The organism is Pseudotabrizicola sp. 4114, assembly GCF_031457365.1.
Lineage (GTDB): Bacteria > Pseudomonadota > Alphaproteobacteria > Rhodobacterales > Rhodobacteraceae > Pseudotabrizicola.
In genome coordinates this window covers 557009-575918 of the sequence record NZ_JAVDWP010000001.1, presented here as the reverse complement: position 1 = coordinate 575918, position 18910 = coordinate 557009, and the positions used below count along the sequence as shown (strand labels likewise).

21 protein-coding genes are annotated in these 18910 nt (G+C 62.6%); 13 read left to right on the top strand and 8 right to left on the bottom strand.

Annotated features, from left to right (window positions below; genetic code table 11):
- The 7 genes from sdhD to J2X53_RS02855 form a co-directional block, all read right to left on the bottom strand.
- Positions 1-372, bottom strand: coding sequence for a succinate dehydrogenase, hydrophobic membrane anchor protein (gene sdhD / locus J2X53_RS02885; RefSeq protein ID WP_349035958.1), 372 nt, complete (start codon positions 370-372; stop codon positions 1-3).
- 11 nt (positions 373-383) lie between these two features.
- On the bottom strand, positions 384-770 hold the full coding sequence (gene sdhC / locus J2X53_RS02880; protein ID WP_349035957.1) for a succinate dehydrogenase, cytochrome b556 subunit: 387 nt from the start codon (positions 768-770) through the stop codon (positions 384-386).
- A gap of 181 nt (positions 771-951) precedes the next feature.
- Positions 952-1713 carry a DUF4344 domain-containing metallopeptidase gene (locus J2X53_RS02875; protein ID WP_349035956.1) on the bottom strand — a complete coding sequence of 254 codons (762 nt, stop codon included), beginning with the start codon at positions 1711-1713 and terminating at the stop codon, positions 952-954.
- 9 nt (positions 1714-1722) lie between these two features.
- Positions 1723-2751, bottom strand: a complete 1029-nt coding sequence (locus J2X53_RS02870; RefSeq protein ID WP_349035955.1) for a MaoC family dehydratase — start codon at positions 2749-2751, stop codon at positions 1723-1725.
- Between the two features lie 48 nt (positions 2752-2799).
- Positions 2800-3003 carry a DUF1737 domain-containing protein gene (locus J2X53_RS02865; protein WP_349035954.1) on the bottom strand — a complete coding sequence of 68 codons (204 nt, stop codon included), beginning with the start codon at positions 3001-3003 and terminating at the stop codon, positions 2800-2802.
- A gap of 4 nt (positions 3004-3007) precedes the next feature.
- A complete protein-coding gene (locus J2X53_RS02860) occupies positions 3008-3553 on the bottom strand; it encodes an NnrU family protein (protein ID WP_349035953.1) in 546 nt (181 codons plus the stop codon).
- Positions 3554-3587: 34 nt separating this feature from the next.
- The gene (locus J2X53_RS02855; RefSeq protein WP_349035952.1) at positions 3588-4442 is read right to left on the bottom strand and encodes a CoA ester lyase; all 855 of its coding nucleotides are present in this window, start codon (positions 4440-4442) and stop codon (positions 3588-3590) included.
- A gap of 180 nt (positions 4443-4622) precedes the next feature.
- Between J2X53_RS02855 and J2X53_RS02850 the strand changes: the two genes are divergently transcribed.
- Together J2X53_RS02850 and J2X53_RS02845 are read left to right on the top strand one after the other, a co-directional pair.
- Positions 4623-4934, top strand: coding sequence for a hypothetical protein (locus J2X53_RS02850; RefSeq protein WP_349035951.1), 312 nt, complete (start codon positions 4623-4625; stop codon positions 4932-4934).
- Positions 4935-5058: 124 nt separating this feature from the next.
- On the top strand, positions 5059-5250 hold the full coding sequence (locus J2X53_RS02845; RefSeq protein WP_349035950.1) for a CsbD family protein: 192 nt from the start codon (positions 5059-5061) through the stop codon (positions 5248-5250).
- A gap of 69 nt (positions 5251-5319) precedes the next feature.
- On the opposite strand, the gene J2X53_RS02840 is transcribed toward J2X53_RS02845, so the two are convergent.
- Positions 5320-6072, bottom strand: coding sequence for a sulfite exporter TauE/SafE family protein (locus J2X53_RS02840; protein ID WP_349036291.1), 753 nt, complete (start codon positions 6070-6072; stop codon positions 5320-5322).
- A 160-nt stretch (positions 6073-6232) separates the two neighbouring features.
- Between J2X53_RS02840 and mdh the strand changes: the two genes are divergently transcribed.
- The 11 genes from mdh (at position 6233) to J2X53_RS02785 (ending at position 18878) form a co-directional block, all read left to right on the top strand.
- Positions 6233-7195 carry a malate dehydrogenase gene (gene mdh / locus J2X53_RS02835; protein WP_349035949.1) on the top strand — a complete coding sequence of 321 codons (963 nt, stop codon included), beginning with the start codon at positions 6233-6235 and terminating at the stop codon, positions 7193-7195.
- A 406-nt stretch (positions 7196-7601) separates the two neighbouring features.
- A complete protein-coding gene (locus tag J2X53_RS02830; protein ID WP_349035948.1) occupies positions 7602-8255 on the top strand; it encodes a hypothetical protein in 654 nt (217 codons plus the stop codon).
- Positions 8256-8370: 115 nt separating this feature from the next.
- Positions 8371-9336, top strand: coding sequence for a polyphosphate kinase 2 (ppk2, locus tag J2X53_RS02825; RefSeq protein WP_349035947.1), 966 nt, complete (start codon positions 8371-8373; stop codon positions 9334-9336).
- 189 nt (positions 9337-9525) lie between these two features.
- Entirely contained in the window at positions 9526-10785 is a 1260-nt protein-coding gene (gene pepT / locus J2X53_RS02820; RefSeq protein WP_349035946.1) for a peptidase T, read from the top strand.
- Between the two features lie 4 nt (positions 10786-10789).
- Positions 10790-11458: a class I SAM-dependent methyltransferase gene (locus J2X53_RS02815; protein WP_349035945.1), complete on the top strand. Its 669-nt coding sequence runs from the start codon at positions 10790-10792 to the stop codon at positions 11456-11458.
- 222 nt (positions 11459-11680) lie between these two features.
- Positions 11681-12874 (top strand): ADP-forming succinate--CoA ligase subunit beta, encoded by a 1194-nt coding sequence (gene sucC / locus J2X53_RS02810; RefSeq protein ID WP_349035944.1) that lies wholly within the window; start codon positions 11681-11683, stop codon positions 12872-12874.
- A 5-nt stretch (positions 12875-12879) separates the two neighbouring features.
- Positions 12880-13077, top strand: coding sequence for a hypothetical protein (locus tag J2X53_RS02805; RefSeq protein WP_349035943.1), 198 nt, complete (start codon positions 12880-12882; stop codon positions 13075-13077).
- A gap of 72 nt (positions 13078-13149) precedes the next feature.
- Entirely contained in the window at positions 13150-14034 is an 885-nt protein-coding gene (gene sucD, locus J2X53_RS02800; protein WP_349035942.1) for a succinate--CoA ligase subunit alpha, read from the top strand.
- An 83-nt stretch (positions 14035-14117) separates the two neighbouring features.
- Positions 14118-17078, top strand: coding sequence for a 2-oxoglutarate dehydrogenase E1 component (locus J2X53_RS02795; protein ID WP_349035941.1), 2961 nt, complete (start codon positions 14118-14120; stop codon positions 17076-17078).
- 82 nt (positions 17079-17160) lie between these two features.
- Positions 17161-18390 (top strand): 2-oxoglutarate dehydrogenase complex dihydrolipoyllysine-residue succinyltransferase, encoded by a 1230-nt coding sequence (gene odhB / locus J2X53_RS02790; protein WP_349035940.1) that lies wholly within the window; start codon positions 17161-17163, stop codon positions 18388-18390.
- Between the two features lie 92 nt (positions 18391-18482).
- A complete protein-coding gene (locus tag J2X53_RS02785) occupies positions 18483-18878 on the top strand; it encodes an MAPEG family protein (protein WP_349035939.1) in 396 nt (131 codons plus the stop codon).
- The last annotated feature ends 32 nt before the right edge of the window (positions 18879-18910 follow it).

Genomic DNA, 18910 nt, shown 5'->3' with positions numbered 1-18910 from the left:
TCACAGCGCCATGCGCGCCAGGGCAAACAGCCCCGTCGCCGCAATCGCCCAGGCCAGACAGGTCACCAGAATGACCGCCCATTTCCGAGCCGCCCCACGGGCGTAATCTTCAATCATCATCTGGGCCCCGGCAGCGAAATGCTTCATCCCCACCACCAGCAGCAGCGCGGTCAGGATCGCCGGGAACGGGCGCGAGAATGTCGCCACCACCTCCGCCTGCGTGCCACCAAGGGCCGAGCCAAAGATATAAAGCCAGGCGGGCAGCAGTAAAGCCAGCCCCACCGAAGTCACCTGCATCGCCCAGTGATGTTCCGTCCCGGTGCCGGATGCACCTTTGCCAACGGCCCGCTTACGATCGGTCAAATACCGCATCTGCCTGCCCCTCACTGAACCAGAAGAATTGTGATCACGGTCAGCACGACCGAGCCGATGATGACACCCCAGCCCAGCTTTTCCGCTGTCGGAATGTCCAGACCCTTGCCCGCATCGAAATACAGGTGCCGCAGCCCGGCAAGGTAGTGATACCACACCGCCCAGAGCGAGCCGGTAAACACCAGATCGCCGAACCAACTGGTCGCGACCGCATCTGCCGTCGCGAAATACTCGGGTGAGGTCGCCGCCGCCAGCAGCCACCACACCGCCAGCATCGTGCCCACGATCAGCGCATTGCCGGTGATCCGCGTCAGGATCGAGGTGATCGAGGTCAATTGCGGACGATAAATCTGCAAATGCGGGGAAAGAGGCCGTTTGCCCCGTTTGACGTTCGCCATTTCGGTTCCCTTCGTCGCTGGCTTGTCCCGGAACGGTCCGGCCCGGGGCGCGCTTCGATTGTTATGTCTCTGAATAGCGCTTTTTTTGGGCCTGTCACGTGCCGCAATGGTGCATGCGCAGCATTTTAGCGATAACACTTGAAATTTTCCGGCTTTGTGATCACGAATTTTCAGGCTGTGATCACAAATCCGCCTCCTTCGCGATCGAGATCAGCCAGTCGACATATTCGGTGCACATGGTGATGGATGAGTCGGCAGAATAGTAAAAGGCATTTGCCTCGCCGCAGGCCTCAATCCGCACCGTGATCGGGCTGGGAAGCGCAAATGTTTCGTTCCAGACGCGCACCTCTTCGGCGAAAAGCGCGTAATAGGGCGCGGTCTTGCGCGCGTCCAGCGTCAGCCCTTGCGCGGGCGCATCGCCTTCGGCAAGCGTGATCTCATCCAGAAAAGCCCCCCAGGACTCGGCGGCCAGGCGGAACTCCTCGGAGCAGCCTTCGGCGCGATCCTCGGGCAGTTCATATTCGGTCGCAAGTTCGGCAAGCCTCTCAGGGTCGGTGCCGTAGAAAAGGCAGACGTGCGTGTAATAGCGCTGCTCATCAGGCCCATGGACGCCCCACCACTCTGTCTCATCCGCCGCGTCGCCCGACCAATCCACGGTGTAATAGTAATAATCCGCCGTCGCCCGGCCCAGCCATTCAGCGTCCTCCGCCTCCCACAGATCGTGGATCAGCACCACCGCCAGCGTATCGGCCGCGTCCTCTTCCTGCCCCAGCACGGGCAGTTGCAACACATCGATCAGCGCGTGACCCATCTCATGATAGAAGGTGCCGATCAGATTGCCTTCGACAAAACGTTTGGCATCGGGCGACAGACCCTCCGCCAGCGCAGGGTTGGCCAAAGCCACAACACCCGCCACAACCGATCCCGCAAATCCTGTCCGCATCTTTTCCTCTTACAGCGGCATCAAGGCCCAGTAGTCCAGATCCAGCAGCACCTCGGGCAGATACCTGCCATCCGCCCCGCGCAGGGCAAAGGCCTCGCCGCGCGTCGCCACCAGCCGCAACCGCACCGCGCCCACGCCGGGGGCCGGGGTTTCCGCGCGGTCCAGCACCTCGGACCAGGCCCGCACCGTATCTCCGGCAAAGCACGGGTTGGCATGCGCGCCCGCGTTCAGCGCCACGATCATCTGGGCGTTGGCCAGCCCGTTGAACGACAGCGCCCGCGCCAGACTGATGATATGCCCGCCGTAAATCAGCCGCTTGCCATCGGGGCGCACGGTCGCGTCAAAATGCACCTTGGCGGTGTTCTGCCACAGGCGCGTGGCCAGCATATGCTCGGCCTCTTCCACCGTCACGCCGTCCACATGGTCGATCTGCTCGCCCACCGTGTAATCGCCCCAGCGATGCCGCTCCCCCCCCGCCAGCGCGAAATCGTACCGCGTGAAATCCAGCCCCTCCGGTATCACCAGCGCCTCGGGCACCACCACGCTTGCCAGCTGCGGCACCACGGCTGCGGGCGCGGGCGCATCCGGCCGCCCCTTTTTCACCATCACCCAGCGCACATATTCCAGCACCGGCGCACCATCCTGATTGAACCCGCGCGTGCGCACATAGACCACGCCCGACGCCCCGCTGGAGTTTTCCTTCAGCCCGATCACCGTGCTTTCCGCGCGCAGCGTATCCCCCGGATAGACCGGCAGCAGCCACCGCCCCTCGGCATAGCCCAGATTGGCAATCGCGTTCAGGCTGATGTCGGGCACGGTCTTGCCAAACACCGTATGAAACGCCGCCAGATCATCCAGAGGCGACGCAGGCAGCCCGCAGCTTTGCGCAAACGGGTCCGACGAACAGAGCGCATGCCGCGCCGGATACAGCGCGTGGTACAGCGCCCGCTCGCCGCCCGACAGCGTGCGCGGCACCGCATGGGCAATCACCTCACCCAGCCGGTAGTCTTCAAAGAAACGCCCCGGATTGGTCTTCATCACACCGTCTCCCAGTTCCGGCCAATGGGCGTGCTTGCACGCACCCGCCTAATGATCGCCCAGCTTTGTCTCAGGCGTATAGGTGCCCGCCGCATCCTTCACCACCGCCTGCCCGCAGCGCATCACGCCGCGCGCGGCGTCAAAGGCATAGACCGGCCCGCCCTGCAGCACCCAGCCCTTGTTCAGCGCCGCCGTGACCTTGTGGCAAAAGGCCGACGTGTCATCATCCGACAGAAACCGATACAATTTCATCGCCTTACCCCCAGGGCTGCACGCCCAGCCAGTTGTGAATCAGCATCACCACCAGCGTCACCACAATCGTCGCGCCAATCGCCACGAACTCCTTGGCCACCGGACGCGGCGCCGGCGGCACCCACTCCCGCTGCGCGCGGTTGATCACGATGACCTCGACCACGGCCCAGGCCAGCAAACCGCCAAACAGCACAAAGCTCGGCAGATCACCGTTCACCAGCAGATGCGCCACCGCCCACAGCTTGAATCCGGTCAGTTGCGGGTGCCGCACCTTGCGCGCCAGCCAGGTTTTCGAGCCCGACACCGCATAGCAATAGACCGCCAGCACCATCAGCAGGTTGTTGATCCCGACCAGCGCCGGGCTGCGCCCCCACCAGACCGGGCCATCCGCCTGACCATAGCCCCAGTACATCATGCCGATGCTGACCACCAAGGCGACCGAGACCGCGCCTTTGCCCGCCTCGCCCATCCGGGCCCGCGCGTCCGGGGCCACACGTTTAAAGAAATGCGCGGCCCACCAGAGCGCCACGCCAAGGATAAGAAGTGTCATGGGTCACCTTTGGTTGCCTGCCGGCACCATGGCCTCAAACCGCCAGCGCTGCAATCGCCTCGGCCCGCGCCAAGGTCGCCCGGGCGGTCACGATGTGCAGATTTTCCACGATCTTGCCATCGACCACCGCCACCGCCTGCCCCTCTGCCAGCGCCGCGTCAAAGGCTGCGATCTGGCGGCGGGCCAGATCAAGCTCGGCCTCATCAGGGGCAAAGGCCGCGTTGGCAATCTCCAGTTGCAGCGGATGGATCAGGGTTTTGCCGTCAAACCCCATGTCACGGCCCTGCACACATTCGGCGCGCAGACCCTCGTCATCCTTGAACGCATTATAGACGCCATCGACGATCACCCGGTCATGCGCCTTGGCCGCCAGCAGGCACAGCCCCAGCCCCGCCAGCATCGGCAGACGGTCGGCGCGGCTGCGCGCGCCCAGCTCCTTTGCCAGATCATTGGTGCCCATCACCATGCCCTGCAACGCCGGATGGCCCGCAATCGCCCCGGCATTCAGCATGCCCAGCGCGGTTTCCATCATCGCCCACAGCGGCTTGCCCGGCACCAGCGCCGCCACCGCGTCCAGATCGGCCACCGTGCTCACCTTGGGGATCAGCACTGCATCCACCCCCGGATGATCGGCAAAGGCCGCCGCATCGTCGCGGCCCCATGCGGTATCAAAGCCGTTGATCCGCACGATCCGCGCCCGCGACCCGTAATCGGCATGCAGCGCCTGCGCCAACACCTCGCGCGCGCGGACCTTTTCCTCGGGCGCCACCGCGTCCTCCAGATCAAAGATGATCGCATCGGCCGCCAGACTTTGCGCCTTTTCCAGCGCCCGCTCCTTCGAGCCGGGGATATAGAGCACTGATCGGTACGGGCGGGCGGGCTTAGCCATTGATTCGACCTCAAGCAATAATCTTGCGCCAGAAACCCCGATTCCGTCACAAACCGCAAGTGCAAATCTGCCGCATCGCAGCATGACCGCCGCCGCGCCGGGCGTCCGGTTAACCGATTCTACGTATTCAAGGCGCAGCTTTGGTCTCGGGACGCCCAACACACACCGGAAAGGCACGCCATGAACCAGACGCTTCTCGCCTTCTCGCTCGGCGCTGCCGGGCTGATCCTTGCCGCCACCACCGTCCACTCCGCCCAGCAATGCGGCAGCCGTGATCTGATCCTCGGCCAACTCACCGAAAGGTATGGCGAAACCCGCCGCAGCATGGGCCTCGCCGCCAACAATGGCGTGGTCGAGGTGTTCGCCTCCCCCGCCTCCGGCAGCTGGACCATCACCGTTACCCTGCCCGATGGCCTGATGTGCCTCGTCGCCTCTGGCCACAGCTTTGAGGCCGTGACCGAAGAGTTGCCCGCGCGGGGTCGCAAAATCTGACGCCTACAAAATCTTGCGCCACAAAAACGGCTCCCCCCGAAATAATCCCGGCAAAGCGCGGAACCCTTCCTGCAGATGCTGCGTTGGTCTGCCATACAACTGCACCTTATGGAGGGAATGAACCATGAGCAGCACAAGCGACAAGATCAAAGGCACTGCAAACGACGCCATGGGCAACGTGAAGCAGGCCGTCGGCAAAGCAACCGACAACAAGGAACTGCAAGCCGAAGGCTTTGTTCAAGAGCGCAAGGGCGAAGCCCAGAAAGCTGTTGGCGAAACCAAGGACGCAGTAAAGAAGACCATCGACGACGTTTAAGGTCGATGTTCAAAAGGCTTTCCTCAAGGCCGGAAAAGGGTGCCCCCGTGGCACCCTTTTCTTATGCGCTCACGCCAGCGCGCCGGAAATCCCGTCCCAGATCAGCTTGACCGACAGCACCAAGAGCGCCCAGGTGACAAAGCGGAAAAACGCGGCCTCGGGCAGCAGCTTCACCAGCTTTACCCCCACAAACACCGCCACCGCCGCCACCGGCATCAACACCACCGCCACCGACAGATTGGCCGGGCTCAGCTGCCCCAGTTGCCAGTACGGCACCAGCTTCACCGCATTCAGGATCGCAAAGGCGATGGTCGAGGTGCCGGCAAACACCACCTTGGTCAGCCCCAAGGGCAGGGTATAGACCTGATAAGGCGGCGCACCGGCATGGCTCACAAAACTGGTGAACCCGGTCAGCGCGCCCCAGAACAGCCCCGGCCCGACCCGCGCCGGGCGCGGCACCACCGTCCCCTTGCGCCGCACCAACAGGTTCAGCGCGAACACAAACCCGATCAGCCCCACCAGCGCCGTAACCGCCCAGCCCGGCACCAAAGCCGCCGTGGCCCAGCCCACAACCACCCCGGCCACCATGCCCGGCACCAGAATCGCCAGCACCCGGCGGTCAAAGGCATGGCGGTAGGCATACAGCCCGAACAGGTCCGACAGCACATAAACCGGCAGCAACAGCCCCGCCGCCGTCACCGGGTTGATCACCAGCGCCAGCACCGGCACCCCCAGCATGCCGACCGCAGGCAAACCGCCCTTGCTCATGCCCACCAGCGCGGCAGCCACCACCGCCGCCACCCAGAATGCCACACCTTCCACGCGCGCCCCTCCGCTTTGCGCCACCGCTAGCGCAAACACCGCCGCCCCGCCAGTCACCCGGCACACAATCGCATACAAACCGCGCCAAGCAGCGCTTGCCAGACTCGTCACAAGGGGCTACCCCATGGCGCGACTCATTCCACCAGACGGGAGAATACCCATGGCACGACCCAAGATCGCCCTCATCGGCGCTGGCCAGATCGGCGGCACGCTCGCCCACCTCGCCGCGATCAAGGAACTCGGCGACATCACCGTGTTCGACATTGCCGAAGGCACGCCGCAGGGCAAAGCCCTCGACATCGCACAATCGGGCCCGTCCGAAGGCTTCGATGCCGTAATGAAAGGCACCAACTCCTACGCCGACATCGCCGGGGCTGATGTCTGCATCGTCACCGCAGGCGTGCCGCGCAAGCCGGGCATGTCGCGCGACGATCTGCTGGGCATCAACCTCAAGGTGATGAAGTCGGTGGGTGAGGGCATCAAGCAGCACGCCCCCGACGCCTTCGTGATCTGCATCACCAACCCGCTTGACGCGATGGTCTGGGCGTTGCGCGAATTCTCGGGCCTGCCGCACAACAAGGTGGTCGGCATGGCAGGCGTGCTCGACAGCGCCCGCTTCCGCCACTTCCTGAGCGTGGAATTCAACGTCTCGATGCGCGATGTCACCGCCTTTGTGCTCGGCGGCCACGGCGACACCATGGTGCCGCTGACCCGCTACTCCACCGTCGGCGGCGTGCCGCTGCCTGACCTCGTGCAAATGGGCTGGACCACGCAGGACAAGCTTGACGCCATCGTGCAGCGCACCCGCGACGGCGGCGCCGAGATCGTTGGCCTCTTGAAAACCGGCTCCGCCTTCTACGCGCCCGCGACCTCCGCCATCGAGATGGCCGAAGCCTACCTGAAAGACCAGAAACGCCTCCTGCCCTGCGCGGCTTACGTTGACGGCGCCCTCGGCCTGAACGGCATGTACGTCGGCGTCCCCACCGTGATCGGCGCCGGCGGCGTGGAGCGTGTGGTCAACATCACGCTGAACAAGGACGAACAGGCGATGTTCGACAAATCGGTCGACGCCGTGAAGGGTCTGGTCGAGGCCTGCAAGGCGATTGATCCGACGCTGGCGTGATCGGCTGACAGTTTGAGATTGAGCGCGCGCCCTGAAAGGGGCGCGCGTTTTGCATTAGAGCCTTCTGTTTTCTTCTTTTGAAACAATATCCTTAGCCAAATAGCTCTTGGCCCGGAACAGCCGCGAAGCGGCCCGGGCCGCGCCCGACCTCCCCCCGGGAGGGCGCATTGCAACGTTTCCGCCTAGAACTCCTGTGGGAGATGTTGACCCATAAAGCGCCTAGAACCAGCGTCGGCGCGCCATCCCGAGGTCGGGCGCGGCCCTGTGTTGTCACTAGCGCATGCGTTATTGCTTTTATTTTAAATTAGCTTAGTAGTTTAGCAGTTTTAAGGTCTTGCGAGCAGGATGGTTTCCAACATCGATAGGCCACCATGAACTTGTTGGGTATATCAAAAGGTAGCAAAATATGAGGCAAGGATACGAAGATATTTTAAGCAACGCCGAACTCGAAGTCGAGTATGTTGCGGATTTAGTTGTGGAACTTGTAACAACAAAGGAAACACGCAAGCTATGGCGCGCGTGGTCGGGTATTCTTGAGCATTATGTAAAGGCAGTTTCCGCTCTTCGACGCGCAACAGATCAAGGAACATCCAAGGGTTGGTCCGACAGCCTTCTGCATCAACAAAGAGACGATATCTTGCTTCATTACGCATTTCAATCACGCGATCATGCGAATCACGTCTTTGAAGGAAAGCGAGAGGCAAGCCCCAGATCTGTAAAATTAGATGACATTTTTTCCATTTCTGGAAATGCATCAGTGACGATACGCGGCGTTAGTGTAGTAGGGCGTGGCGGAGTAGCACGCAACCTACCTAGTGGAGTCATAAATACAAGAGATGGATTCTACGCGGGAGGAACAATTCCAAAGAGTTCTATTCGAGAACAGAAACACTATTTGGTTCTCACAGATGTGAAAACTAGAAGCGGTGTTTGGTCCATCCCCAATCCCAAAACACACCCAGAAAAGCAAGCAATTGAAATCGCAATATATGCCAGAGATTGGTTGAATGCGAAGCTAAAGGAGGCAAATGAACTGGCCGCGCAAGAGAAACGCAACTAAAGCTGATGCAACACAGCTTCCCCCCCTCCCCCTTGATTCAGATCAACGCCACCCCAGCCAAAACGCCTTATTTTCCTAGGCCGAGTCGTCTCTCACGCATGGGAAGGTTAGCAGCTTGGAACATCAGGATACCGCCCTCTCGGCCCCGCCCCTCCCCGAGCTCCCCGCGCCCCCCGCGCCCGCTGACGCCACGAGCGTCGAGGCCGCAAGTGGCCCGCGCCGGTTTCCGGCGGTGGATGAAAACCTGATCCGGCGGACGTTTGAAACCGGGCAGTATCCCTATGCCCGCCCGCTGGGCCGGGCGCATTACGAGGCGGAAAAGGCCCAGCTGCAGGCCGAACTCCTCAAGCTGCAGATCTGGGCGCAAGAGACCGGCCAGAAGTTTGTGATCCTGATGGAAGGCCGCGATGCCGCAGGCAAAGGCGGCACCATCAAGCGCTTCATGGAGCATCTCAATCCGCGCTATGCCCGTGTCGTCGCCCTCACCAAACCGTCCGACACCGAAAAGGGCCAGTGGTTCTTTCAACGCTATATCCAGCATTTGCCGACCTCTGGCGAAATCGTGTTCTTTGACCGCAGCTGGTATAACCGGGCCGGGGTCGAACGGGTGATGGGGTTTTGCTCGCCGTCAGAATATCTGGAATTCATGCGGCAAGCCCCGGAGCTGGAGCGTATGTTAGTCCGGTCCGGCATCAAGCTGTTCAAATACTGGTTTTCCGTCACCCAGGCCGAGCAACGCGCCCGGTTCACCGCGCGTGAGACCGATCCGCTCAAGATGTGGAAGCTGTCGCCGATCGACAAGGCCTCGCTCGACCGCTGGGATGATTATACCGAGGCCAAAGAGGCGATGTTCTTTTACACCGACACCGCCGATGCGCCTTGGGTGATTGTCAAATCCAATGACAAAAAGCGCGCAAGGCTGAATTGCATGCGGCATTTCCTGTCGTCGGTGGATTATCCGGGCAAGAACACGGAGGTGGTGGGCACCTGCGACCCGCTGATCGTCGGCCGGACCGCGCAGGTTCTGGGCGCGCAGCAGGGCATTCTGGAAACCGCGCTGCACCCCGCGACCCGCCGGTAGCGCTTGTGCCCTAAGGCATCCTGCCCGTGGGGCGGCGTCAGCAAAACCTTACCAATTCCTTAATTTTGCACCCCTAACCCATTGATTCCATGATATCTTGCAACGTGTAACACAGGGGGCACCCACCCCCTCCCTTGACTTCCCCCCGCAGGTCTTGCCAACTCTGGCAGACCCCCAAGGAAGCCCAAGATGACCCTTTTCGACGCCGAGCTGGAAACCCGCCTGACCCGCTACGCCGCCCTCGACAGCCAGAGTGACGCCGCCTCCCCCACTGGCCCCTCCACGCAAATCCAGTGGCAGATCCTGCGGCTCCTGGCCGACGAGCTGACCCAGATCGGCGCGGCCGAAGTGCAGGTGACCGACTACGGCACCGTCCTCGCCACGATCCCCGCGACCGCCGAAGGCCCCACCATCGGCTTTCTCGCCCACGTCGACACCGCCCCGCAGTTCAACGCCACCGGCGTGAAGCCCCGCGTGATCCACGGCTACAACGGCGGCGACATCACCTTTCCAGATGCGCCCGGTCTGGTCCTGTCGCCGTCCGAGTACCCCTACCTCGCCACCAAGCAGGGCCACACCATCATCACCGCCTCTGGCACCACCCTGCTCGGCGCTGATGACAAGGCGGGCGTCGCCATCATCATGACCGCCGCCCGCCACCTGCTGGAAAACCCGTCCATCCCGCACGGCCCCATCCGCATCGCCTTCACCCCCGACGAAGAAATCGGCCGCGGCGTCGACAAACGGCTGCCTGCAGACCTGAAGGCCGACTTCGCCTATACCTTCGACGGGGGTGCTGTGGGGGAAGTCGAATACGAAAGCTTCTCCGCCGACGGCGCGGTCGTCACGGTCAAGGGGGTGTCGATCCACCCCGGCACCGCCATGGGCCGCATGGTCAACGCGATCACTTTGGCGTCGAAGATCATCGCCGCCCTGCCGCAATCCACCATGACCCCCGAAACCACCGCTGGCCGCGACGGCTTTATCCACGCCACCGACTTGACCGGCGGCGCGTCCGAAATGACGCTGCACTTCATCCTGCGCGACTTTGAACGCGACGGGCTGGCCCAAAAGGGCGAGATCCTGCGCCGCGTGTGCGAGGCGGTGCAGGCCACCGAGCCACGGGCTGAGATTACTTGCACCATCACGCCGCAATACCGCAACATGCGCTACTGGCTGGAAAACGACATGACGCCGGTCGACCTCGCCCGCGCCGCCTGCGCGCGGATCGGGGTCACGCCGGTGTCGGTGCCCATTCGCGGCGGCACCGATGGCTCGCGCCTGACCGAAATGGGCGTGCCCTGCCCCAACCTTTTCACCGGTATGCAGAACATTCACGGCCCGCTGGAATGGGTGTCGGTGCAGGACATGGCACAGGCGACGGAGCTCTGCCTTGCGCTGGTGCAGGAGGCCACAGGCCGCCGGGAAGACGGCCCTCCGGCGGAATAGCCCCATGGCTCATCCCGTCTCCCCCTACCTCGTCCCCGGCTTCTACGACTCCGCCCTCGCCAAAGGCCGCCACCGCGACATCGTCGGCGGGCGCTGGGACGAGACCGGACGCATCCAGATGCAGATCCTGCGCGATGCCGGGATGCAGCCAGATCACCGCCTGCTGGATATCGGTGCAGGTTCGCTGCGGCTGGGATGCAAGGCGGTGCCCTTCCTCAATCCCGGCCACTACTGGGCCACCGATGCCAGCCGCGCGCTGATGCTGCGGGGCCGCGCGGTGGAACTGGCCCAGCCCGACCGCCTGCCCGAACATCACCTGATCGAAGACAGCACCTTCGCCCTCCCCGGCGTGCCCCCCACGATGGATTTCGCCATTGTCTTTGGCGTGTTCACCCACCTGCCCCTCACCACGCTCAAGGCGGCGCTGATACAGATCCGCCCCCGCCTGCCGCAGCTGCGCCGGTTGCTCTTTTCGGTCTTCCTGTCGCCCGACCCCGCTGCCGGGTCGCGCCGTCAGGCCGATGGCGTGGTCACCCATCCAGACCGTCCACCCTATCATTTCAGCCAGTTCGATGTGATGCAGGCCTGCACCGGCAGCGGCTGGCACGCCACCGCCGAACCGGTCATGCTGCCGCGGGGTCAGGTTCTGATCGCCGCAACACCCGCACCCTGAAAGACCACCGAATCAGCGGCAAACCATGCCGCAAGCGTTATTTGCACCCGCGCGAAGAGACAGGTGATCACAGCCCGGAATTCTGTGATCACACCCTTTAACCGTGTGATCACAAATGGCGGAATTTAGCTTGCTTTTGCGCTAACACGCACGAACCTGTTTGGTTACTGCCCGCATTCGTGGCATGACGCATCAAAATTCACGACCCAGAGGACGCTGCATATGAACATCCACGAATATCAGGCCAAGGCACTTTTGCGGGCCTACGGGGTTCCCGTTTCAGACGGGCGCGTGGTGCTGAAAGCCGAAGAGGCGAAAACCGCTGCCGGTGAAATGGATGGCCCGCTGTGGGTGGTCAAGGCGCAGATCCACGCCGGTGGCCGTGGCAAAGGCTCGTTCATCGAGCCTGCGGCCGGTGAAAAGGGCGGCGTCCGCCTTGCCCGCTCGGTGGAAGAAGCCGCCGAATTCGCCCGCCAGATGCTGGGCCGCACCCTTGTGACCGTGCAGACCGGACCAGAAGGCAAGCAGGTCAACCGCATCTACATCGAAGACGGTTCCGACATCGAGCGCGAGCTGTATCTTGCCCTGCTGATCGACCGCCAGTCGAGCCGCATTTCCATCGTCTGCTCGACCGAAGGCGGGATGAGCATTGAAGACGTGGCGCATGACACGCCCGAAAAGATCCTGTCCTTTACCGTCGATCCGGCAGCGGGTTATTCCGACTACCACGGCCGCCGTGTGGCATTTGCTCTGGGCCTGACCGGCAACCAGATCAAGCAGTGCGGCCAGATCGTCAAGAACCTGTACCGGCTGTTCGTCGACAAAGACATGGACATGCTGGAAATCAACCCGCTGGTCGTCATGAAAGACGGCAACATGAAGCTGTTGGATGCCAAGATGGCGTTCGACGGCAACGCCATGTACCGCCACCCCGATATCGCCGCCCTGCGCGACGAGTCGGAAGAAGACCCGAAGGAACTGGCCGCGTCGAAGTTCGACCTGAACTACATCGCTCTGGATGGCGAAATCGGCTGCATGGTCAACGGCGCCGGCCTCGCGATGGCTACGATGGACATCATCAAGCTGTATGGCGCGGAACCTGCGAACTTCCTCGACGTTGGCGGCGGCGCCACCAAGGAAAAGGTGACCGAGGCGTTCAAGATCATCACCTCTGACCCGAACGTCAAAGGCATTCTGGTCAACATCTTCGGCGGCATCATGCGCTGTGATATCATCGCCGAAGGCGTGATTGCTGCAGTGAAAGAGGTCGGCCTGAAGGTGCCGCTGGTGGTCCGGCTTGAGGGCACCAATGTGGAGCTGGGCAAGGACATCATCCGCAACTCCGGCCTGAACGTGATTGCCGCCGACAACCTGTCGGATGCGGCGGAAAAGATTGTCAAAGCGGTGAAAGGGTAAATCTCATGCGCATATCGCTCGTTTCCGGCCTTGCCGGTCTGACTCTGCTGGCTGCCTGTGGCGCTGCGGTTGTCACACCGGACAACCACACCAACCATGTTCCGGTCTGCCAGGAGCAGTCCGACTGGGCGCGGTCAGGCAAGGTTCCGACGGGCGAAATCGCCATTTCCTGCCCCGACCACGGGATCGGCGATTACAGATAACCCCCCGCGCAAGCGGCGGACCACCCACATGCCGCTTGCGGCAAAGACCCCTTTTTTCTTCAGGAGGCCCCGATGGCCGTTCTCGTAAACGAAAATACCCGCGTGATCTGTCAGGGCTTTACCGGCTCGCAGGGCACATTCCACTCCGAACAGGCGATTGCTTACGGCACCAAAATGGTCGGCGGCGTCACCCCCGGCAAAGGTGGCTCAAGCCATCTTAACCTGCCGGTATACAATTCGGTGCATGAAGCAAAGGCCATGACCCAAGCCAATGCCTCTGTCATCTACGTGCCGCCACCCTTTGCCGCCGACTCGATCCTTGAGGCGATTGATGCCGAGATGGAGCTGATCGTCTGCATCACCGAAGGCATCCCGGTGCTGGACATGATGCGTGTGAAGCGCGCCCTGCAAGGGTCGAAATCGCGCCTGATCGGGCCGAACTGCCCCGGCGTCATCACGCCTGACGCCTGCAAGATCGGCATCATGCCCGGCCATATCCACCGTCGCGGCTCTGTCGGCGTGGTCTCACGCTCCGGCACGCTGACCTATGAGGCGGTTAAGCAGACCACCGATCTGGGCCTTGGCCAGTCCACCGCTGTCGGCATCGGCGGCGACCCGATCAAGGGGACCGAGCATCTGGACGTGCTGGAAATGTTCCTGGCCGACCCGGAAACCCAGTCGATCATCATGATCGGCGAAATCGGCGGCTCGGCTGAAGAAGAGGCCGCGCAGTTCCTGGCCGATGAGAAAAAGCGCGGCCGCTGGAAGCCGACCGCTGGGTTCATCGCCGGCCGCACCGCCCCTCCGGGCCGTCGCATGGGCCATGCCGGTGCCATTGTGGCCGGTGGCAAGGGCGACGCGGAATCCAAGATCGAAGCCATGCGCAGCGCCGGGATCATCGTGGCCGACAGCCCGGCCACGCTGGGCGAAGCCGTGATGAAAGCCCTTGGCAAGTAAAAGACCCGGGGCTGCGGTCTGTCCGCAGCCCTGCCCTCAGGTTCAAAAAACCGATACGGTCCCAACCCAGATAAGGTTACTCCATGACCGAGCAATCCCCCAACAGCCAATTCCGCGCAGGCTCGTTCCTTGACGGGGCCAATGCCGATTACATCGACCAGTTGCAGGCCCGCCATGCCGCTGATCCCGCGTCGGTCGATGCGCAATGGGCCGCGTTTTTCCGCGACCTTGGCGAAAGCTCATCCGATGCCCAGGCAGCCGCTGCCGGGCCAAGCTGGGCCCGCGCCGACTGGCCGCCAATGCCATCGGATGACCTGACCGGCGCGTTGACCGGCGAATGGCCGGTGGCTGCCCCCGCGAAAGAGGGCCGCGGCGCCGCCACCAAGATCGCCGCCAAAGCCGCCGAAAAAGGCGTGTCGCTGTCGGATACCGAAGTGCAGCGCGCCGTGCTGGACTCTATCCGCGCCCTGATGATCATCCGCGCCTACCGGATCCGCGGCCATCTGATCGCCGATGTCGATCCCTTGAACATGCGCGACCAGACCCCGCACCCGGAACTCGACCCGCGCTCTTACGGCTTTACCGAAGCCGACATGGACCGCCCGATTTTCATCGACAACGTGCTGGGCCTGCAGGTCGCGTCGATGCGCCAGATCATGGATATCGTCAAACGCACCTATTGCGGCACCTTTGCGCTGCAATACATGCACATTTCCGACCCGGAACAGGCCAGCTGGCTGAAAGAGCGGATCGAAGGCTACGGCAAAGAGATCCAGTTCACCCGCGAAGGCCGCCGCGCCATCCTGAACAAGCTGGTCGAAGCCGAAGGCTTTGAAAAATTCCTCCATGTCAAATACATGGGCACCAAACGCTTTGGCCTTGATGGCGGCGAAGCGCTGATCCCCGCGATGGAAGCGATCATCAAGCGCGGCGGTCAGCTGGGCCTGAAAGAGGTGGTGATCGGCATGCCGCACCGGGGCCGCCTGTCGGTTCTGGCCAATGTGATGAGCAAGCCTTACCGCGCGATTTTCCACGAGTTTCAGGGCGGTTCCTACAAGCCCGAAGACGTGGATGGCTCGGGCGATGTGAAATACCACCTTGGTGCCTCGTCTGACCGGGAGTTTGACGGCAACAAGGTCCACCTGTCGCTGACCGCGAACCCCTCGCACCTTGAGGCGGTGAACCCGGTCGTGCTGGGCAAGGTTCGCGCCAAGCAAGACCAGCTGAACGACGCCGACCGCACCATGGTGCTGCCGATCCTGCTGCACGGTGACGCGGCCTTTGCTGGTCAGGGCGTTGTGGCCGAATGCTTCGGCCTGTCAGGGCTGAAAGGCCACCGCACCGGCGGCACCATCCATATCGTGGTGAACAACCAGATCGGTTTCACCACCGCGCCCGCCTTCTCGCGCTCCAGCCCCTACCCGACCGACATCGCCCTGATGGTCGAAGCGCCGATCTTCCACGTCAACGGCGACGACCCCGAAGCCGTGGTGCATGCGGCGAAAGTGGCGATCGAATTCCGCCAGAAGTTCCACAAGGATGTCGTGCTCGACATCTTCTGCTACCGCCGCTTTGGTCACAACGAAGGCGACGAGCCGATGTTCACCAACCCGGCGATGTATACCGCGATCAAAAAGCACAAGACCACCTTGCAGCTTTACACCGAACGTCTGGTCAAGGACGGCCTCATCCCCGAGGGCGAGATCGAGGATATGAAAGCCGCGTTTCAGGCCCGCCTGAACGAAGAATTCGACTCGGGCAAAAGCTTCAAACCGAACAAGGCCGACTGGCTCGATGGCCGCTGGTCTGGCTTTGAGCGTGAACGCGAGGAATATCAGGCCGGCGAGACCGCGATCAAACCGGAAACCATGGCCGAAATCGGTGTCGCCCTCAGCACGCCGCCCGAAGCCTTTGACCTGCACAAGACCGTTGGCCGCCTGCTCGACAACAAGGCCAAGATGTTCGCCGAAGGCAAAGGCTTTGACTGGGCCACCGCCGAGGCCCTCGCATTCGGCAGCCTTGTCACCGAAGGCACGCCCGTCCGCCTGTCCGGTCAGGACTGTACGCGCGGCACCTTCAGCCACCGGCATTCCGGTCTGGTCGATCAAAGCACGGAAGAACGCTACTACCCGCTGAACCACATCCGCACCGGTCAGTCGCGGTATGAGGTGATTGACTCGATGCTGTCGGAATATGCGGTGCTTGGGTTCGAATATGGCTATTCGCTGTCCGAACCCAACGCCCTGACCCTGTGGGAAGCGCAGTTCGGCGATTTCGCCAATGGCGCACAGATCATGTTCGACCAGTTCATCAACTCGGGCGAATCCAAATGGTTGCGCATGTCGGGCCTCGTCTGCCTGCTGCCGCACGGCTATGAAGGTCAGGGGCCGGAACATTCCTCGGCCCGGCCCGAACGCTTCCTGCAGATGTCGGCAAATGACAACTGGATCGTGGCCAACGTCTCGACCCCGGCGAACTACTTCCACATCCTGCGCCGTCAGATTCACCGCTCTTTCCGCAAACCGCTGATCCTGATGACGCCGAAATCGCTGCTGCGTCACCCGATGGCGGTGTCGGATGCCGCAGATTTCACCACCGGCTCGTATTTCCACCGCGTGCTGTGGGATGATGCGCAAAAGGGCCATTCAGACCTCACGCTGAAGCCCGACGCCGAGATCAAACGCGTCGTGCTGTGCTCGGGCAAGGTTTATTACGACCTGCTGGCCGAACGCGACAAGCGCGGTGCCGATGATGTCTATCTCTTGCGGCTGGAACAGTTCTACCCCTTCCCGGTTCAGTCGATGTCCAAGGAACTGGAACGGTTCAAAGGCGCCGAAATCATCTGGTGTCAGGAAGAGCCGAAGAATCAGGGGTACTGGACCTTTGTCGAACCCAACATCGAATGGGTGCTGACCAAGATCGGCGCCACCCAGTCGCGCCCGCGCTATGTTGGCCGCTCGGCCTCGGCCTCACCCGCCACGGGTCTGGCCAGCCGGCACAAGATGGAACAAGATGCGCTGGTATCCGAAGCCCTGACACTCTGATCACGACATCCGCCGCGGGGCCGCCGCCCGGCCCCGCCAGCCCCTGTCAAAAACGCCCGAAGTGGCGTGGAGGAAGACAAAGATGACTGACGTAATGGTTCCCGCCCTTGGTGAATCGGTCTCTGAGGCCACCGTTTCGACCTGGTTCAAAAAGGTCGGCGATGTGGTGAAACAGGACGAGATGCTGTGCGAACTTGAAACCGACAAGGTGTCGGTCGAGGTTCCGGCCCCCGCCTCCGGTGTGCTGGCCGAAATTCTGGTGCCAGAGGGTGAAACCGTCGCCGCCAACGCCCGGCTTGGCATCATCACCGAAGGCGCCGCCGCCCCCAAGGACGAAGCCAAGCCCAAGGACGAGCCCAAGGCCAAAGACGCCGAGGCGGTGAATTCCCCCGGCGCAGGCCCCGAAACCCTGACCGAACGCAAGGATGTCGAAGACGCGCCATCCGCCAAGAAGGCCATGGCCGAAGCTGGCCTCACCCGCGATCAGGTGCAGGGCTCGGGCCGCGATGGCCGCGTGATGAAGGAAGACGTGGCCAAAGCCCCGGCTCCGGCTGCCTCCCCCGCCCCGGCCCCCGCCGCCATCCCGCGCGGCCCGGTCAGCACCGATGATGCCAGCCGCGAAGAGCGGGTCAAGATGACCCGCCTGCGCGCCACCATCGCCCGCCGGTTGAAAGACGCGCAGAACACCGCCGCCATGCTGACCACCTATAACGAAGTCGACATGTCGGGCATCATGGGCCTGCGCAACGAATACAAGGACGCGTTTGAAAAGAAACACGGCGTCAAGCTGGGCTTCATGTCGTTCTTCGTCAAAGCCTGCACCCATGCGCTGAAGGAAGTGCCCGAGGTCAACGCCGAAATCGACGGCGGCGATGTGATCTACAAGCACTACGTCCACATGGGCGTGGCTGTCGGCACCCCCAACGGTCTGGTCGTCCCTGTCGTGCGCGACGCCGACCAGATGGGCTTTGCCCAGATCGAAAAGACCATCGCCCAACTGGGTGCCCGCGCCCGTGATGGCAAGCTGAGCATGGCCGACATGCAGGGCGGCAGCTTCACCATCTCCAACGGCGGCGTCTACGGCTCGCTGATGTCGTCGCCGATCCTGAACCCGCCGCAATCGGGCATCCTCGGCATGCACAAGATCCAGGACCGCCCCGTGGTGGTGAACGGCCAGATCGTCATCCGCCCGATGATGTACTTGGCGCTGTCCTACGATCACCGGATTGTCGATGGCAAAGGCGCCGTGACCTTCCTCGTGCGCGTCAAAGAGGCGCTGGAAGACCCGCGCCGGTTGCTGATGGATCTGTAAAGGCGCGGCGGGGTGAACCCCGCCCTACCCCACGGTTCAAACGGGCGTAGGGCGGGGTTCACCCCGCCCCCCCATGCCGGAGTTGACACCCCATGACCCCCGAACTCACCGCCCTCGCCCTCGCGGGTCTGCTGCAGGCGATCCAGTTCCTCCTCTTCGCGGTCCCAGCGAACATGGAACTCGGCACCGGCTACACCTCTTCGGCCCGCGACAAACCGCCGTCGCGCCAGCTGTCCATCCGCACCGCGCGTCTGCAACGCGCCCTGAACAACCATTTCGAGGGCCTGATCCTGTTCACCCTCGCCGTAACAGTCGTCACCCTCGGCCAGCAGTCGACCCCGGTCACCCAGACCGCCGCCTGGGTCTATCTGGCCGCCCGCGTCCTCTACATTCCCGCCTATGCCCTCGGCCTGCGCCCCTGGCGTTCGGTCGTCTGGGGCATCGGTTTTGCCGCCACCATCACGATGATTGTGGCTGCACTGACGTAAGGCGCTTCGCCATACGTCAGCCATACATGAAC

Excerpts from the sequence above, each read along its gene's own strand:
- sdhD (WP_349035958.1), bottom strand. The coding sequence starts at position 372 with ATGCGGTATTTGACCGATCGTAAGCGGGCCGTTGGCAAAGGTGCATCC.
- sdhC (WP_349035957.1), bottom strand. The coding sequence starts at position 770 with ATGGCGAACGTCAAACGGGGCAAACGGCCTCTTTCCCCGCATTTGCAG.
- J2X53_RS02875 (WP_349035956.1), bottom strand. The coding sequence starts at position 1,713 with ATGCGGACAGGATTTGCGGGATCGGTTGTGGCGGGTGTTGTGGCTTTG.
- J2X53_RS02870 (WP_349035955.1), bottom strand. The coding sequence starts at position 2,751 with ATGAAGACCAATCCGGGGCGTTTCTTTGAAGACTACCGGCTGGGTGAG.
- J2X53_RS02865 (WP_349035954.1), bottom strand. The coding sequence starts at position 3,003 with ATGAAATTGTATCGGTTTCTGTCGGATGATGACACGTCGGCCTTTTGC.
- J2X53_RS02860 (WP_349035953.1), bottom strand. The coding sequence starts at position 3,553 with ATGACACTTCTTATCCTTGGCGTGGCGCTCTGGTGGGCCGCGCATTTC.
- J2X53_RS02855 (WP_349035952.1), bottom strand. The coding sequence starts at position 4,442 with ATGGCTAAGCCCGCCCGCCCGTACCGATCAGTGCTCTATATCCCCGGC.
- J2X53_RS02850 (WP_349035951.1), top strand. The coding sequence starts at position 4,623 with ATGAACCAGACGCTTCTCGCCTTCTCGCTCGGCGCTGCCGGGCTGATC.
- J2X53_RS02845 (WP_349035950.1), top strand. The coding sequence starts at position 5,059 with ATGAGCAGCACAAGCGACAAGATCAAAGGCACTGCAAACGACGCCATG.
- mdh (WP_349035949.1), top strand. The coding sequence starts at position 6,233 with ATGGCACGACCCAAGATCGCCCTCATCGGCGCTGGCCAGATCGGCGGC.
- J2X53_RS02830 (WP_349035948.1), top strand. The coding sequence starts at position 7,602 with ATGAGGCAAGGATACGAAGATATTTTAAGCAACGCCGAACTCGAAGTC.
- pepT (WP_349035946.1), top strand. The coding sequence starts at position 9,526 with ATGACCCTTTTCGACGCCGAGCTGGAAACCCGCCTGACCCGCTACGCC.
- J2X53_RS02815 (WP_349035945.1), top strand. The coding sequence starts at position 10,790 with ATGGCTCATCCCGTCTCCCCCTACCTCGTCCCCGGCTTCTACGACTCC.
- sucC (WP_349035944.1), top strand. The coding sequence starts at position 11,681 with ATGAACATCCACGAATATCAGGCCAAGGCACTTTTGCGGGCCTACGGG.
- J2X53_RS02805 (WP_349035943.1), top strand. The coding sequence starts at position 12,880 with ATGCGCATATCGCTCGTTTCCGGCCTTGCCGGTCTGACTCTGCTGGCT.
- sucD (WP_349035942.1), top strand. The coding sequence starts at position 13,150 with ATGGCCGTTCTCGTAAACGAAAATACCCGCGTGATCTGTCAGGGCTTT.
- J2X53_RS02795 (WP_349035941.1), top strand. The coding sequence starts at position 14,118 with ATGACCGAGCAATCCCCCAACAGCCAATTCCGCGCAGGCTCGTTCCTT.
- odhB (WP_349035940.1), top strand. The coding sequence starts at position 17,161 with ATGACTGACGTAATGGTTCCCGCCCTTGGTGAATCGGTCTCTGAGGCC.
- J2X53_RS02785 (WP_349035939.1), top strand. The coding sequence starts at position 18,483 with ATGACCCCCGAACTCACCGCCCTCGCCCTCGCGGGTCTGCTGCAGGCG.